Annotated in this window: 13 protein-coding genes; 7 read left to right on the forward strand and 6 right to left on the reverse strand. The window is 45.0% G+C overall.

The window, feature by feature from the left end; all coding sequences use genetic code 11:
• Positions 1 to 644 precede the first annotated feature (644 nt).
• Positions 645 to 1,709, forward strand: a complete 1,065-nt coding sequence (locus ACE1CM_RS18845) for a glycosyltransferase family 4 protein (protein WP_374879262.1) — start codon at positions 645 to 647, stop codon at positions 1,707 to 1,709.
• Here the strand turns inward: ACE1CM_RS18845 and ACE1CM_RS18850 are convergent.
• Positions 1,706 to 1,837 carry a hypothetical protein gene (locus ACE1CM_RS18850; RefSeq protein WP_374879264.1) on the reverse strand — a complete coding sequence of 44 codons (132 nt, stop codon included), beginning with the start codon at positions 1,835 to 1,837 and terminating at the stop codon, positions 1,706 to 1,708. The two genes, ACE1CM_RS18845 and ACE1CM_RS18850, sit on opposite strands and share 4 nt — an antisense overlap.
• 30 nt (positions 1,838 to 1,867) lie before the next feature.
• Between ACE1CM_RS18850 and ACE1CM_RS18855 the strand changes: the two genes are divergently transcribed.
• The 3 genes from ACE1CM_RS18855 (at position 1,868) to ACE1CM_RS18865 (ending at position 2,966) form a co-directional block, all read left to right on the forward strand.
• Complete coding sequence (locus tag ACE1CM_RS18855; RefSeq protein ID WP_374879266.1) at positions 1,868 to 2,110, forward strand: DUF4160 domain-containing protein; 243 nt, start codon at positions 1,868 to 1,870, stop codon at positions 2,108 to 2,110.
• Positions 2,103 to 2,459, forward strand: coding sequence for a DUF2442 domain-containing protein (locus ACE1CM_RS18860; RefSeq protein WP_374879268.1), 357 nt, complete (start codon positions 2,103 to 2,105; stop codon positions 2,457 to 2,459). Before ACE1CM_RS18855 ends, ACE1CM_RS18860 begins: the two co-directional genes overlap by 8 nt.
• Positions 2,460 to 2,549: 90 nt before the next feature.
• Complete coding sequence (locus ACE1CM_RS18865) at positions 2,550 to 2,966, forward strand: hypothetical protein (protein ID WP_374879269.1); 417 nt, start codon at positions 2,550 to 2,552, stop codon at positions 2,964 to 2,966.
• Between the two features lie 131 nt (positions 2,967 to 3,097).
• Here the strand turns inward: ACE1CM_RS18865 and ACE1CM_RS18870 are convergent, their stop codons facing one another.
• From ACE1CM_RS18870 to ACE1CM_RS18890, 5 genes are all read right to left on the reverse strand, one after another.
• Positions 3,098 to 5,821 (reverse strand): pentapeptide repeat-containing protein, encoded by a 2,724-nt coding sequence (locus ACE1CM_RS18870; RefSeq protein WP_374879271.1) that lies wholly within the window; start codon positions 5,819 to 5,821, stop codon positions 3,098 to 3,100.
• A 52-nt stretch (positions 5,822 to 5,873) separates the two neighbouring features.
• Positions 5,874 to 6,500, reverse strand: a complete 627-nt coding sequence (locus ACE1CM_RS18875) for a DedA family protein (protein WP_374879273.1) — start codon at positions 6,498 to 6,500, stop codon at positions 5,874 to 5,876.
• A 298-nt stretch (positions 6,501 to 6,798) separates the two neighbouring features.
• Entirely contained in the window at positions 6,799 to 8,070 is a 1,272-nt protein-coding gene (gene ahcY / locus ACE1CM_RS18880) for an adenosylhomocysteinase (protein ID WP_374879274.1), read from the reverse strand.
• Between the two features lie 323 nt (positions 8,071 to 8,393).
• A complete protein-coding gene (locus ACE1CM_RS18885) occupies positions 8,394 to 9,311 on the reverse strand; it encodes an FAD-dependent oxidoreductase (RefSeq protein WP_374879276.1) in 918 nt (305 codons plus the stop codon).
• A gap of 30 nt (positions 9,312 to 9,341) precedes the next feature.
• A complete protein-coding gene (locus ACE1CM_RS18890; protein WP_374879277.1) occupies positions 9,342 to 9,710 on the reverse strand; it encodes an FAD-dependent oxidoreductase in 369 nt (122 codons plus the stop codon).
• 252 nt (positions 9,711 to 9,962) lie between these two features.
• Between ACE1CM_RS18890 and ACE1CM_RS18895 the strand changes: the two genes are divergently transcribed.
• The 3 genes from ACE1CM_RS18895 to ACE1CM_RS18905 all read left to right on the forward strand — a co-directional run bounded on the left by ACE1CM_RS18895 (position 9,963) and on the right by ACE1CM_RS18905 (position 15,395).
• On the forward strand, positions 9,963 to 10,514 hold the full coding sequence (locus ACE1CM_RS18895; protein WP_374879279.1) for a Uma2 family endonuclease: 552 nt from the start codon (positions 9,963 to 9,965) through the stop codon (positions 10,512 to 10,514).
• Between the two features lie 112 nt (positions 10,515 to 10,626).
• Positions 10,627 to 12,447, forward strand: coding sequence for an ABC transporter ATP-binding protein (locus ACE1CM_RS18900; protein WP_374879281.1), 1,821 nt, complete (start codon positions 10,627 to 10,629; stop codon positions 12,445 to 12,447).
• A 218-nt stretch (positions 12,448 to 12,665) separates the two neighbouring features.
• Entirely contained in the window at positions 12,666 to 15,395 is a 2,730-nt protein-coding gene (locus ACE1CM_RS18905) for a filamentous hemagglutinin N-terminal domain-containing protein (protein WP_374879283.1), read from the forward strand.
• Positions 15,396 to 15,659: the final 264 nt, after the last annotated feature.

Raw genomic sequence — 15,659 nt, forward strand, 5'->3', positions numbered from 1 at the left:
GCCCAAGCGCCGTCAGTCAGTTAGTAGTAGGCGCCCAAGCGCCGTCAGTCAGTTAGTAGTAGGCGCCCAAGCGCCGTCAGTCAGTTAGTAGTAGGCGCCCAAGCGCCGTCAGTCAGTTAGTAGTAGGCGCTTAAGCGCCGTCAAAGGATGGGGAGGCCTCGCCTCCATCTGCGTTCCCAGGCAGGAGCCTGGGAACGAGGGGGGGGAGGGGTTAAAAGGTGCCGCCACGGACTACGAATAGCATATGAGCAGCGCGTTCTAAGTCGGTATCGGCTCTACCTATTTCTTTGCCGTTTTCTTGATAGATATGTCGTCGGGGGAATTGTGCATTGGATTATACAAAAATAATATTTGCTATTTTGGCAAATTAGTTTGCCTATTGCCCAGGTCGCTAGCGCTGTAAGGGAGTGGGTATTGTAGGGCGAGCAGATGTCACCAGAAACCCGGTTTCTAGAACAAACCGGGTTTATGTGAATTTACGCTTCAAGACATAGGCGTTCTCTACCTTAAGGTAGTAGAATTCACCCGGTTAAACTTACAAAATGTTTATGAAATTGTTGAGCGAGTTAGGATTCAAACCCGGTTTCGCTCGCCTGGTGAATCGATTGAAAGCAGTTTAAAGTTTCAGTTTTTAGGAGATGATTATGCGGATTGCACAGATCGCACCTTTATGGGAGAGAGTCCCACCTCCTGGGTATGGCGGTATTGAGTTAGTGGTAAGTCTGCTAACCGATGAATTAGTGCGACGTGGACATGAAGTTACCCTTTTTGCATCGGGAGATTCTATCACTTTAGCGAAACTTGAATCGGTTCATCCCCGCGCTTTAAGACTCGATACCAGCGTGAAAGAATACGGTATTTATGAGATGCTGCAACTGAGTCGAGTGTACGAACAAGCGTCAGAATTTGACATCATTCATTCCCATATGGGTTGCGCTGCACTACCTTATGTCAATCTGGTAAAAACCCCCACGCTTCACACGCTGCATGGCATTTTTACGCCAGACAATGAAAAAATGTTTACATATGCCAAAAAGCAGCCATATGTAAGCATTTCCAATACGCAACGGGAGCCTAGATTAGGGTTAAATTGGGTGGCGACGGTTTACGATGGAATTGATGTAGGCAGTTACGAGTTTTACCCGCAACCCGATCAGCCTCCCTATCTAGCGTTTTTAGGTCGGATATCGCCGGAAAAAGGGACGCACCATGCCATAGAAATTGCCAAACAAGTGGGTTTGCCGTTAAAAATAGCGGGTAAGGTGGATGTGGTTGATGTCGAGTATTACGAAAACGAAATCAAACCCCACATTGATGGCGAGCAAATTCAGTATTTGGGTGAAGCAAATCATGCTCAGAAAAATGAATTGATGGGGCGAGCGATCGCCACTTTATTCCCCATAACTTGGAGCGAACCTTTCGGCTTAGTAATGATTGAATCACTGGCATCGGGAACGCCAGTGATTGCCATGAAATTAGGCTCTACTTCCGAAGTCATTGCTGATGGAAAAACCGGCTTTTTATGCAACTCGGTTGCCGAGTGCGTCAGTGGGGTGAGAAGAGTTGAGGAAATCAACCGCGATGATTGTCGAGAGCATGTAGAGAATCGCTTCAGCGTTCAGAAAATGACCGATGGCTATGAGGCGGTTTATCAGCAAATTTTGGCAGAAAAGTTGGCTCAAAATGGACGCTTACGCAGCTTAATTTAAAGCAGCAGAGGTTTGAACAATGCGATCGCATACCGAATTTGGGATGCGATCGCTTTCTCATTTATGAAATAATGGGAGTCGAGGGTTTTGCCGTTACTTTTCTGAAATAATGGGGTTTGTAGAAACACGAGCGATCGCTAACCTGTCAAGATATAATTATGCCAACTGTTCTCAGGAAGGATGGCTTTGCCGTTCGCATCTACTTTAACGACGACTTGCCTCCTCACGTCCATGTTTTCAAAGGTGGAGGACAGGCAAGAATTAGCCTCGGTAGTGGAACTGAAAGTCCTCAACTGGTTGAGCTTGAAGGAATGAGCGATAAAGATGCTGCAAAAGCGCTATCAATAATAATTGAGCATCAAGTAGAACTACTGCAAAGGTGCGAGGAATATCATGGCTAATGCAAACTTGGATGAGGCAGCGTTGAAAGCAGCAATTGCCAAGGCAAGAGAAGCAGCAGCAATTGCAAATGCTATTGAACCCAGAGCTGAGTCAGCATACTATGACTCTAGTAGCGATCGCATTGTAATTAATTTAAAAAGCGGCGCAACTTTCAGCTTTCCAACAGAAATCGCGCCCGGTTTGGCAGGTGCTTCCTCTGAAGATTTAGCAGACGTTGAAATTACTCCCTCAGGTGATGGGTTGCACTGGGAAAAATTGGATGCAGATTTTAGCGTTCCCGCTCTTTTGGCAGGTGCCTTCGGGACTCAAGCTTGGATGGAACAAATCAAGTTGAAACAAGCAAGCTAGGGTTTTGGTGCTTGGGATGCGATCGCAAATCGCAAATCCATTCTTAACCATGCCCGTCAGCTTCAGCGTTACACGGTGAGAAAATGATTCATGTCAGAACAAATTTGGAACATGCTCCATGATGGATGTATTGACAGTATCAGCGGCAATATCCCCGGAAAAGTACAAGTTCGCGTAAATATTCTCTACCTACGGCAGATGTTCTCTGAAGATGGAAAAAGTATAATTGTGACTCTAGATAACTGCCAGAAGTTTGAGTATGAACCCTACGGTAGTTCGAGTCGGTTCACAGAATTATCAGTAATAGAATCGCGATCGCTTGAAATTCTAAGCGCGGATTCTCACGATAACGATATCCACATTTTTTGCGTTGAGGGAACCATCTACTTGAGGCATAGCGGAATATCTTTGGCTCTTGATACTGGGCGTCAAATTACCGTTGTTGAGCTAGAAAATGCCTGTAGGAAATATTGGGATAAATTCGCAGAGAAGAATAAATTAGACTAGCCGCGATCGCAACCTCCCCTACAAACTTTCATCTAATATCATGTCCGGTTGCATCGGAATTACAGCAGTAGGGGCTAAGGCTAAAGTAAGCTTTGTCGCCAAGCTTTAAGTTCCTCTAGCCTTAGCCCCTACTAATGATTCAGATGTAAACGGATTCGATATAACATTATCGCACCCGTTAATTTAGCATCACTCAACTGGGCACCCTCAAGATTTGCACCACTCAAATCAGCGCCACTCAAATCAGCAGCACTCAAATTAGCACCCACTAATTTAGCTCCAACTAAGTTGGCATTTCGCAAATCTGTATCGCTTAAGTCTGCATAACTCAAATCAGCACCGCTCAAATTGGTATCCCGTAAAATTGCACCCATTAACTTTGCTTTCCGCAAACTAGCATTACTTAAATCCCCATTACTTAAATCTGCGATTACCAATTTCACGCCATCTAACTGAGCATTCCTCAAATCAGCATTATTTAGCAAAGTACCGATTAAATTAGCATCCCGCAAGCCAGCACCTGCCAGTTCAATTCCCCTTAAATCTGCACTTTGAAAATTTCTCCCACCTGCTGCATATCGCTTTAGCAATTCTCCCGCATCGGTGACGCTAATTTCTCGTTGTGGGCGATGATTGAAGGTAAAACTAAAAGTGTCGCCGCTGTCAAGTACTTTTTTAATTTCTTCATACATGGGATAGCTGTCAATCCCGCTGAGTTTTACCCAACCTTTTGCTCTGGTTAATGCGATAAATAACTGATTCCGAAGTGCGAGATTGCTCTCATCTTTGGCTACATTATCGCAGCCAACTATATAAACCATATCTGCTTCGTTTCCTTTGGCGCGGTGGATGCGAGAAACCGTGACTGCACCGTCACACCAAAACTTATTTGGATTGCGATTTTCTGGATCTGAGTTTAAGATATTGCATTCGGTATTACCGGGACTAAAAATATTGATACCTTGGGATATTAAAAACTCGGCTACGTGAGATTCTAGTTCTATTGCATCGAAAAATTCACCTAAAACAATGACTAAAATTTCGCGACTGGGGTTGAGATAATCTTGTTTGAGATTGTGCCCAATATTGGCGGATAAAGCAGAGAGTTCGGAGTGGCGATCGCCAAACACGGCAAACTCTATCACCGACCCCGACCAAAGTTGCGGAATAATATTAGGATAGTTATCAGATAACCGCCGCAAAGTAATCTGTTTACCGCGAGTAAAACGCCCCATCACTTCATAACCAATTGCCTGCCAATCTGGCGTTATAGTAATACCTGAAACCATTCCCGCCGGACGCAATAAACCCATACCAATTCCATGCGCTGCTGTCAGAATCGGGCCAGGAGTGCGGTAACATTTATGCAGGATTTCGCTTTTTTTAATTCCATCTGGATAGAAACCCGTTACCAAATGCGCCAATTCATCCCCGAATAATTCACCCGCTGTGGCGACATTTAAACTTGACAAACTTTGCGCTTCGTCGTATGCCCAAATTAAGCGCCGCTGTTCGGGATATTGAGTATCAACGGGTCGCAATGATTGATAAACCATCCAGTAAAAAGGTTGTTTATCTTCAAATTTAAACTCGTCATCGACGATTAAATCTTGTCCTTCGTCAATCAGAATGGCATCAAAGATTGGGGAAATTGTCGCTGTTTTAAGTAACAAGCTACAAACTTCTGCCAGACTTTCGTGGGGTTGCTTGCTATCTGTGTCGTAAACGGTGAGACGCTGAACGCCAGATGCTTCGCAAATAATGCTGTAAAGTCCGGGTTGATTTTTAGCACCCCAGGCGTGAAGCACTCGCAATTTTTGATTGTGCGAATCGTATTGCACCTCGCCGCTGCTGAAGCGACGCAACCATTTATCTAATTGTGCAATGATGGGGTCGTATAAACTGCGACTGAAAAAGACTAAGGCAATATGCCAATCTGGGTACTTTAAATGCATATGTGCGGCTTTTTGGCACAGCAGGACGGTTTTACCCGAACCTGCAATACCCCGAATGCGTTGTGCGCCAGGGGGAATTTGTTTACCGATGAGTTCTTGCTGCAAGTCGAATTCGGATAACCAATTTCGCGCTTGTTGTAGGACACCACCACGGGTGTTTAGACCTAACCCCCCCATCCCCCCTTCCCTGCAAGGGAAGGGGGGGGAAGAATTATTACTCCCCTCTCCTTGCAGGAGAGGGGTAGGGGGAGAGGTTAACCGAGGTTTGCGGAATACTGGACTTCCACCTAAGACTGCTAATATTAACTTCCACTGTTCTTCATCCAACTTTTTACCTTTGATTGCAGCGGTAGCTTTCTCAATTTGTTGCAGTAAAGTCTTGACAGAAGTAGCAACCTGCAAAAGATGATCTTGGAAGATAATGGGAGGACAACTGGGGAGTTGGTCGAAACCTTTTTTTTGCCATTGTGTTTGGGTAATTAAAGGTAAGGATACAATCGTTCTACCTGTAACTTTACAGCGGAGAGTGGGTTCGCGATCGCAATACCCCAACAACGCAAATAACTGATTTTCCGCCTGTTGGTAAGGACGCCCATAAGTAGTATAAAACTTGCGTAATTCCCACCGATGACCGTTGATAGCAACAATCTGGTCAATCGTCATAGATTTGACTTCAATCACAATTAAACCTAGTTCAACATCGGCGATTAAAATATCCGCTTCTTTCCTAGTTTTTCCGGCTTTTGAAAATATGGGATAGCGCCAATAGGCGATGCAGTTTCTATCTGTAAAAGCCAGCTTGACCGCTTCCCATACCTTGCTTTCGCCTCGTTCTCCACTTGTTCCCAGTGGTTCAGTCGCAATAAATTTACCGTTTGGTTCTAGGCGGAAAAACGCCATAGGCAATTTCTCTATGCAAAACATCTGGTTTTTGTGTAAAACCCAGATGTTTTTAGTTCGATCTGTTTCTTTTTTCTTTTTGCTTTTTCCTCACAATCCAAACAATAAAAGAAACTACTAATAAAGCTGCCACAATCTTGGAAACCGGGCCGAGGTATTCATCTACCAATTCATAATTGGCGCCCAGCAGATAACCAGCCATTGTGAGAAAAGTGACCCACAAAATAGTGCCGATAGTCGAGTAAATTAAGAATGGTACTAACGCCATTTCGTTGAGTCCAGCTGGCAGGGAAATTAAGGTACGAATTCCCGGCACGAGACGACCAAAAAACACGGCTTTTTCCCCATGTTTGGTAAACCAATTGTTGACTTTATCGATATCTTCACCCGATACGCTAATCCACTTGCCGTATTTGTTGGCTAACCGCTTGATGTTTTCTTCGCCGATTAGTTTGCCTACATAATACCAAGGCAATGCGCCGACAACTGTGCCGATGACTCCAGCTGCAATGCTGATAGGTATTGATGGGATCTTGGTACCTGGTAAAGTTGCTGAATATCCTGCCAGTGGCATGATCAATTCTGAGGGTATGGGAGGAAATAGGTTTTCCAAAAACATCAGTATGCCAATTCCCCAATACCCCAGGGAATTCATCATGGCATTTATCCATTCATTCATAGCTTTGGTGATTGGTAATTGGTAATTGGTAATTGGTCAATCTCTTCTCTCTTTCTCTGCGTCCTCTGCGTCTTTTGCGGTTTAATCATTTAGGCACAACCAAAAGCGATATCATACCAAATCTGCTGCCAAGACTTCCTTTTTAAATGAACCGCCAAGACGCCAAGAACGCCAAGAAGAAGAAGATAAGAGGAGTTGTCGATCTGGATTTGATACCATTGGTCGTTGGTAATATTAATGGGCAATTGGTAAGGTTTTTCTTTCCCATTACCAATTACCCATTACCAATTACCAAGTATTATGTTCCCGATGTCCAGGAATTGATGTACTCGATTTGATCGGGGGTCAAGCTATCGATGAAAATGCCCATTGCTTGCAATTTCAGCCGCGCAATTTCTTTATCCACTTCGACGGGGATAGAGTGAATACCGGGTTCTAATTTGCCTTGATTTTTCACCAGATATTCAGCCGCTAAAGCTTGGTTGGCAAAGCTCATATCCATTACCGCGCTGGGGTGTCCTTCAGCAGCGGCTAGGTTAATTAAACGCCCTTCGCCTAAAACTACAACAGACTTACCATTTTTCAAGCGATATTCTTGCGTGAAGTTCCGCACTTGCTTGATTTCTGTTGATTTTTCTCCTAAAGCTTTGAGGTCAATTTCGATGTCAAAGTGACCGGAATTGCAAACCATTGCGCCGTCTTTCATCACGTCGAAATGTTCGCTGCGGATGACGTGTTTGTTGCCGGTAACGGTGATAAACAGATCGCCTTGGGGTGCAGCTTCTGCCATTGGCATGACGCGGAAGCCGTCCATTACTGCTTCAATTGCTTTGGTGGGGTCGATTTCGGTGACAATTACGTTGGCACCGAGTCCCCGCGCGCGGAGGGCGGTACCTTTACCGCACCAACCATATCCCACGACGACAACGGTTTTACCGGCTAGCAATACGTTGGTAGCGCGGATAATACCATCGAGGGTAGATTGTCCGGTACCGTAGCGGTTATCGAAGAAGTGCTTGGTGTCGGCGTCGTTGACGTTCATCGCCGGGAAAGAGAGTACCCCATCGCGGAACATCGCACGCAAACGCACAATTCCCGTTGTGGTTTCTTCGGTACTGCCAATCAGATCGGGAAGCTGATGCTGCCGTTCTTGCACGAGGGTGGCAATTACATCGCAACCATCATCGATGATAATGTTGGGTTTGTGATCCAGGGCAATGTTGACGTGGCGGATGTAAGTTTGGGCATCTTCCCCTTTGATGGCAAATACGGGGATGTCATAATCCGCGACGAGACAAGCAGCAACGTCATCTTGGGTAGAAAGGGGGTTGCTGGCAATTAGAACGGCGTCCGCACCTGCAGCTTTGAGAGCGATCGCTAAATTAGCCGTTTCGGTGGTAACGTGACAGCAGGCGACCAGACGAATACCGGCGAGGGGTTTTTCCGCCGCGAAGCGATCGCGTATCTGCTTCAACACTGGCATTTCCCGCCCCGCCCATTCAATGCGCTGTTTGCCAATCGGCGCGAGGGAAAGGTCTTTGACTTCGTGCTTTACCTGGGTAGCAACCATGAATGATTTCTCAGAATTATTCTACTTGCGGTTCTAGTCTAGATTACTCGATCCAAAGGCTGTTGACCTTTTACTCAATCTTCACAGTCGCAAAGAAACCCGGTTTCTAGGAAAAATCATCGATTTGGAACTAGAGATCCCAGCAAGAAACCGGGTTTCTAGGTTCCGAAGTGCTTAAATCCTGCTCTAAAATCGTAGTGCCAGCCGTTTTAGCTTTGTCAGTCCCTGACAATGGTCGCTGCCATCACCCCGCCGGATGTGGTTGAACTTTGGTTAGCAGGTGGGCAGGTGGGCAGGTGGGAGAGAACAACCAATCAAGCTTGTTATTCCGCCGAAAAAAACTTTTCGTTGTACTTCTTCACCTTTAATATCCAATTTTTATAGGACTTGAAAATCTCTGAATACGGCATTGCGCTTGTGGCGAGTACTTCCCGCAAAGGCGGCAAGAAAAGTTGAGGAAATAACTTATTCGTTATTTTGGCAAAACTTTCCCTGATGATGAACTCAGCGAACAAAGTTTTGGATGCAGGAAATACATTAGTGTCGAGTTCCCATAAGGCGTACATATCCGGTTGACGGCGGATCGTAAACTGTTCCAGCGCCAAAGTCCATTCCTCACCATACTCATCCAAAAGACTATCTAAAACTAATACATCTTCAAAAGCATTATTGCAGCCTTGACCCAGAGATGAAGAAACAGCATGGGCAGCATCTCCCATAATTAACACGCTATCCCCGTAGTGATAGCGGTTGCAACGAACTTTTAATTGCCCTGCCATTGGTTTTTGTACGAAAGCTTCCGCCTCTGCTTCTTCCAGTAGTTGACCCGCTTCCGGCATATTTTGCCTAAAGAAGGTCATTACTTCTTCTTTGGTGGAAAGATTAACCACTTTCTTCGCAGTTTTCGGGAAAAATAACAAACCGATAAACCTTCCATCTAGCTGAGGAACTGCGGCGAAAGTTATGCCTTCTTCTGGTCTCCATATATGAATAACATCGGGTTTTAAATTAATGCCTGCCTTTTCATTTTTACCTGGTAAACCAACCGTTTTGTAGTAAGAGCGAACGTACTTTTGCTCAAATTCAAAATAGTCTGAATTGAAAAAATGCCTTCTGACTACCGAACGCGCTCCGTCAGCACCAATTAATACGTCATAATCAATGATGAACTCTTCTGTCTCTTCTCCTGAATCTGTTGGTTTAACTCTTTCAAATGTAACTGTCTTATTTTTAAAATCCACCCGATTACATTGAGAGTTAAAGTGGATTTGTCATCGGCTGTCGGAATTTTCCGTTAGCTTAGACAACAGAGCCATTACTAAGCTAATCCGGTCGGTATTAAAGGTAGTTGTTCTTTTGGGCAAATTCTGCTTCTTGCCGTTTTTTTGATGGATAATCAGACCCTTATTTTCTACGCATTTGGCTTTGACTGCTGCTTCTAGACCGTCGATTTTCTTCAAAGCTCTTAATCCCCGTTCGTTAATACCATATGGGATAGTTCTGGAGTTGGAGAAGGCGACTTGTTTGGGGTCATTGAGGCGTTCGTAAATATCAATTTTGTATTCTACACTACGACGCAATAAATAATGTGCAAGTAGAATCCCGCAAGGCCCAGCGCCAACTATCACAACTTTCTTCATGGTTTTTATTTTGCTCGGGTAATCTTAATATTAACTCAAGTTGCTGGTTACATAAGTACTTTCGCTCCCAGGGGGGAGGGAATTAACAAAAGAATACCATCTACCCAGGCTTTGATACAAAATTTATACCATTGGACATACTCAATCGGTAAGCTACTGAAAAACAAGAAACAAAGGTGATGGGTTCCTAAGTGCGTAAGTCCTGCTCTAAAATCGTAGTGCCAGCCGTTTTAGCTTTGTGAGTCCCTGACAATGGTCGCTTCCATCACCCCATCCAATGTGGTTGAACTCGTTTCCCTAGAAGACTTTTTGAACCATCCCCGCGATCGGACAGAATGGGTAGATGGCAAACTGATTGAGAAAACAGGTATGACATACAAGCATGGTTTGGCTCAAGGTATGCTAATTCGTCAGTGGGGAGATTACATCACCTCTAGCGGAAAAGGGGGAGAAATCTGTGTAGGAACGCTTTGTCGCACGCTAAAACAGGCGCTTCGTCCCGATCTTGCTTATATTAGTCCCCAACTGCTAGAACAATTTGGCAATAACTTTACTGTCTTACCCCAGAGTTTCCCGCTAATTGCAGAAGTTGCATCGCCCGATGACCCTGCTGAAGAATTATTCGCTAAATCCAAGGAATATTTAGAATCTGGTTGCTTAGAAGTATGGCTGTTGTTTCCTGAAACTCGAATTGTGTTAATTAATACTCAAAATAGATGGCTTTTATTTAATGCCGATGAAGTTGTCAGCACTCAGAATGTTTTGCATGGCTTTAGCGTTGCTGTCAGCGAGTTACTCATATAAAAAGTTCACGATTGTGAGTTGTATATTTTCACATCTGTGCAGGCTGTGTATCCGAAAAGTTCAGTTTTAATATTGTAGATTTAATTGAACGCTTTCTGGAGATCTACCGCAGATGCAGCTAAAGCAATTGACTCCATTCCAAGCCTTGCGTCGCAGTCTTTTGATGGTAATTCAGGCCGCACCCTATGAGCTTCGCAACATCGCTTTACTAAATTTAGTGACGGGTACAGGGCCATCGGTATCGCTGTTTTTAAGTAAGGTTGTGATTGATGAATCCTCGCGCCTTTTGGGGCAAGGGACAGTAGAAAATGTCATCGCCTCGATCCTATCTGAACCCAAATTTCTCTGGAGTATATCAGGGGTGGTGCTGCTGAACTTGATGGTGGATTCGATAGATTCGATTGGGACTGCCTTATTTGGAGCTTTGCGCGATCGCGTTCAGGGTTATGTCCAAGGGAAAGTACTGCACAAAGTGGCAAATTTTGACGATATTGCTCTGTTTGAAACGCCTGAATTATTGAATCTCCTAGAACTCACTCATAAAGGGATGCAGCGCCTCCAGCGCCTCTCGTTTATTGTGGCAGCAACGCTGATGGGTGTGTTTATATTTGTCCCTTCAGTGTTACTCTCATCTTCGATTGCTTGGTGGGTGCCTCTAATTCTGTTAGCGTCTTCTACACCCTCTATTTTTGTGGAGATGAAGCACCATAAAAAAAGCTGGCGGGTAGAAGAAACCCAAGCAGGTATTACCCGCGAAATGGATATTTATGCCAAGTTATTGACGGGGGAAGCTTATGCTAAAGAACTGCGTTTATTCTCGCTGCAATCTATCTTGTTAGAACGGTGGCGAGGACTGTTTGGTCGCATGTTTGGTGCCATGGAACAGATCCGGCGAGAAGGTGCTGTTGCGGTAATTATTTGGTCTTTAGTTAGCGGCATAGGGGCAGCATTTCCTTATATTTATGTCGTCATCGGAGTTCTGCGAGGTAGCTACACTCTGGGGGATTTAGCCCTTTACACTGGCATTATTTTGCAAATGCGTCGCAGTCTCTACATCATGATTGGCAATACTGGAGATATTTACGATGCGGCACTGGCAACTAGCCCGATTTTTCAATTACTCGATTTAGAACCCCAGTTGCATAGTGGTTATCTACGACTTCCTGCTTCTGGGGAACAGGGTATCCAATTGCAGGATTTATCTTTTGCTTATCCCGGTAGCGACAAACAAATTTTGAAAGATATCAACCTGACAATCCAACCAGGAGAAATGGTGGCGTTGGTGGGAGAAAATGGGGCAGGTAAAACAACCCTTGCCAAGCTGCTGTGTCGCCTGTACGATCCGACTTCTGGCACGATTTATTGGCACAATCGAGATTTGCGATCGCTTGACTTAAACGAGTTGCGATCGCACATTGCCGTTGTGATGCAAGATTACGCCCGCTTCCCAGCAACCTTGCGAGAAAATGTCGGATGGGGTTATCAACCCAAATTGTCAGAGGATCTCGCCATCCAAACTGTATTGCAAGATGCAGGTATTGCCCACTTAATCGAAGAGTTAAACCAAGGGTTAGAAACTCCCCTCGGCAAGCAATTGGAAAATGGCGTTGATTTATCAGGAGGACAGTGGCAGCGAATTGCGATCGCTCGTGCTTTAATCCGCTTATCTGAGGTAGAATTGCTAGTATTTGATGAACCTACCGCCGCCCTCGATCCTAAAAACGAACACGAAATTTACCGCATTTTTAAAACCATTGCCCAGGGTCGAATGGCAGTCGTAGTGAGTCATCGCCTCGCCCTGGCAAAAATGGCAGACCGCATCGTAGTCTTAGAACACGGGCAAATTGTAGAAGTGGGAACTCACGATCAATTGATGGCAAGAGGCGATCGCTACCACACTATGTTTACCCGTCAAGCTAGCAGCTATCTTTAGTCTGCTTTCTTGCTAATGGCTAATGGCTAATTGCTAATTGCTAATTGGGTCTATAGGGAGTAAGTTCGATGCAACCAGAAACGATATGATTCAAGATGCTAGATCTGAGTTTGATTCAAGAATCGCTCTTTCTAGCTCTAAATCGTGTATTCTATTGACACTCGATTCAATTTGCTGTTGTACGGCAACTCCCAAACCCTAGCCCCTAGCCCCTAGCTATGCCCTTGCAGATCAAATCATTTTCAAAAGAATTCTGGCTGGCTAGTAATGTAGCCTTATTGTGTCTGGCGATCGCAACTCCAACCCAGGCACAAATTATCCCCGATACAACTCTACCCGTTAATTCCACCATCACGCCCCAAGGCAATACCCTGACCATCGAAGGCGGAACAACAGCAGGTAGCAATTTATTCCACAGCTTTCGCGAGTTTTCGGTTCCTACGGGTGCAGAAGCTTTCTTTAACAATGCTGCGGATATTCAGAATATTTTGACCCGCGTCACGGGTGGAAATCTTTCTAATATTGATGGCTTGATTCGCGCTAATGGCACGGCTAATTTATTCTTGCTCAATCCGAATGGAATTATTTTCGGATCAAACGCAAGGCTGAGGATTGGTGGCTCTTTTCTCGCAACAACTGCCACGGGATTTGTCTTTCCCAATAACTATCAATTCAGTGCTACAAACCCCAAGGATCCTCCCCTACTAACTATTAACGTCCCAATTGGATTGCAATTTGGCAGCAATCCGGGCAGAATTGAAGTACGCGATGCCATCCTGCGCGTTCCGACACTGACTAGCCTAGCGCTAATTGGGGGAAATATTGTCATCGATAATGCAACTTTGTCTGCACCGGAAAGTCGGATTGAATTGGGCAGTGTGGCAAGTGCAGGTCAGGTGGATATTAATAGCATTGCTCCTTTGCGTCTGAGTTTTCCAACATCAGTTACACGGGGAGATATCTTGCTAAATAATGAAGCATTTTTGAATGCTACTTCAATTTTGGGTGGCGCGAGTATTGCTATCAACACCCGCAATTTAGAAATGCGTCAAGCAAGCGGCTTATTTACAGGAGTTGAAGGATTTGGGCCACCCGAAAGAACTCGAGGCAATATTGATATTAACGCTACAGGAGTTGTGTTATTAACTCAGGGTAGCGATATCAGAAATAACACCAGGGGAGTGAATGGTAATAGCGGGAATATTAATATCAGCGCCCAGTCGCTTTTGCTGTCTAATAATGCTGTATTGTCTGCCAGTAAGATAGCAGAAGGAAATGCGGGAAAAATTGCCATCGCACTCGATGATACCCTGTCTCTGGAAAACAACAATGGGATTGTTAGTAGCGTAGCTTCGCAAGGGGTAGGAAATAGCGGCGATATTGAGATAACCACAAGGGTATTATCTATATCAGGTGGATCGACTATTTCCAGTCTGACTAGAGGAAACGGGAATGCTGGCAATATCAGAATTGCAATTCGCGACACATTCACTGCTGATGGAATTAGAACTGAAGGGTCATCTGGATTAGGACTCCCAACAAGAATTGAAAGCGGTGTCGCAGAAGATGCTCAAGGAAATGGTGGCAAGATTGAGATTAATACAGGAGATCTTATTGTTAGCAATGGCGATCAAATCAGTGCTAGTACTTTTGGCAATGGAGATGCAGGTTTGATTAGGATTGTTGCCCGCGACACGATTGTATTAGATGGGATAGGTCAAGACAATTTTGGGGTAATTTTTAGCACGACAGAACCCGATGAAGAGGATACTCAATTAAAGGGAATAGGAGGCAATATTGAAATTAATACGGGTTCTCTGACTCTTCGTAATGGCGCTACTTTAAGTACCAGCACATTCGGACAAGGGGATGCAGGAGATATTATAATTCGATCCAGCGATCGCGTTTCGATTGATGGCGCTATCCGCTTTGGTATTGATGCTGATTTATTTTCTACTTCAGTAGGTACGCGAGTCTCTTCTCGTGCCATCGGTAATGGGGGTGATATCGACATTACCGCAGCTAGTCTCAGTGTCACAAATGGTACAGAATTAACCGCTAGTACTTTTGGTGAAGCGAATGCAGGCACGATTAGAATCAATCTGCGCGATAGTGCTATTTTTGACGGCAGCTTTGAAACCAAACCCAGTCAGGCATCGAGTAGAGTCGAGTTTGGTGCGGTGGGAGATGCACGGGGAATTGAGATTACAGCGCCATCGCTTTCTCTCACCAATGGCGATCGCCTCAGCGTTACTGCTGAAGGCTTTGGTAATGCAGGCAACATCAATATCGATGCCGATGCAGTGAGTTTGGATAACAATACTTCACTTTGCGCCGATACAGTTGGCAATGAAGGTAATATCAACCTACGTTCTAACAGTTTAATTTTGCACCGCAATAGTACAATTACCACGAATGCCAGAGGCAGCAATAATATTGGTGGAAATATCATCATTGATAGTGATGCAATCGCCGCCTTAGAAAATAGCGACATCACCGCCAACTCTACCGACTTCCGTGGCGGTACAGTTACGATCGATACCCAAGGTATCTTTGGCACTCAATTTAGACAGGAGGAAACTTCAATCAGCGACATCACCGCCACGGGTGCCAACTCGGAATTAAGCGGCACAGTAGCAATTAATACCCCCGATATCGACCCCAGTGCCGGATTGATTGCCTTGCCAGAAAATGTAGTCGATATTACCGGAATTGTAGATCAACAGTGTTCGCGCCAAGCAAGGCGGAGTTCATTTGTTGTGACTGGACGCGGGGGCATTCCACCGAGTCCCGATGAACCCCTCAGTCCTGACGCCTTTTTAGTTGATTTGGTGACAATTAATACAGAAGGACGCTCTGATGCGGGGACGCGGGGACGGGGAGAGGAAGAGAATCTGGGATCTAATACAGAACAGCTACCCAGAACGCAACTTCTACGGAGATTGTAGAAGCAACTGGGTGGTACACCAACGAAAAAGGCCAAGTTGTTCTCACAGCTTCTGCACCTAATAGAATTCCTTACCATCCTTGGCAAACTCAACATTTGTGCAAGTAGAACCAGTCAAAGATCCTAGTAGGGAACATCAATCGACATTGCCGTTAACGAGAAGGTTTTCTATTGCTGTGCCCCAACCACCAAAGGATATGATACGGCATCAATCGACATTGCCGTTAACGAGAAGGTTTTCTATTGCTGTGCCCCAACCACCAAA

Origin of the sequence: Microseira sp. BLCC-F43, from assembly GCF_041929235.1 — a bacterium.
In the GTDB taxonomy this organism is placed as follows: Bacteria; Cyanobacteriota; Cyanobacteriia; order Cyanobacteriales; family Aerosakkonemataceae; genus Microseira.

Excerpts from the sequence above, each read along its gene's own strand:
- ACE1CM_RS18860 (WP_374879268.1), top strand. The coding sequence starts at position 2,103 with ATGGCTAATGCAAACTTGGATGAGGCAGCGTTGAAAGCAGCAATTGCC.
- ACE1CM_RS18895 (WP_374879279.1), top strand. The coding sequence starts at position 9,963 with ATGGTCGCTTCCATCACCCCATCCAATGTGGTTGAACTCGTTTCCCTA.
- ACE1CM_RS18890 (WP_374879277.1), bottom strand. The coding sequence starts at position 9,710 with ATGAAGAAAGTTGTGATAGTTGGCGCTGGGCCTTGCGGGATTCTACTT.
- ahcY (WP_374879274.1), bottom strand. The coding sequence starts at position 8,070 with ATGGTTGCTACCCAGGTAAAGCACGAAGTCAAAGACCTTTCCCTCGCG.
- ACE1CM_RS18865 (WP_374879269.1), top strand. The coding sequence starts at position 2,550 with ATGTCAGAACAAATTTGGAACATGCTCCATGATGGATGTATTGACAGT.
- ACE1CM_RS18900 (WP_374879281.1), top strand. The coding sequence starts at position 10,627 with ATGCAGCTAAAGCAATTGACTCCATTCCAAGCCTTGCGTCGCAGTCTT.
- ACE1CM_RS18855 (WP_374879266.1), top strand. The coding sequence starts at position 1,868 with ATGCCAACTGTTCTCAGGAAGGATGGCTTTGCCGTTCGCATCTACTTT.
- ACE1CM_RS18905 (WP_374879283.1), top strand. The coding sequence starts at position 12,666 with ATGCCCTTGCAGATCAAATCATTTTCAAAAGAATTCTGGCTGGCTAGT.
- ACE1CM_RS18845 (WP_374879262.1), top strand. The coding sequence starts at position 645 with ATGCGGATTGCACAGATCGCACCTTTATGGGAGAGAGTCCCACCTCCT.
- ACE1CM_RS18875 (WP_374879273.1), bottom strand. The coding sequence starts at position 6,500 with ATGAATGAATGGATAAATGCCATGATGAATTCCCTGGGGTATTGGGGA.
- ACE1CM_RS18870 (WP_374879271.1), bottom strand. The coding sequence starts at position 5,821 with ATGGCGTTTTTCCGCCTAGAACCAAACGGTAAATTTATTGCGACTGAA.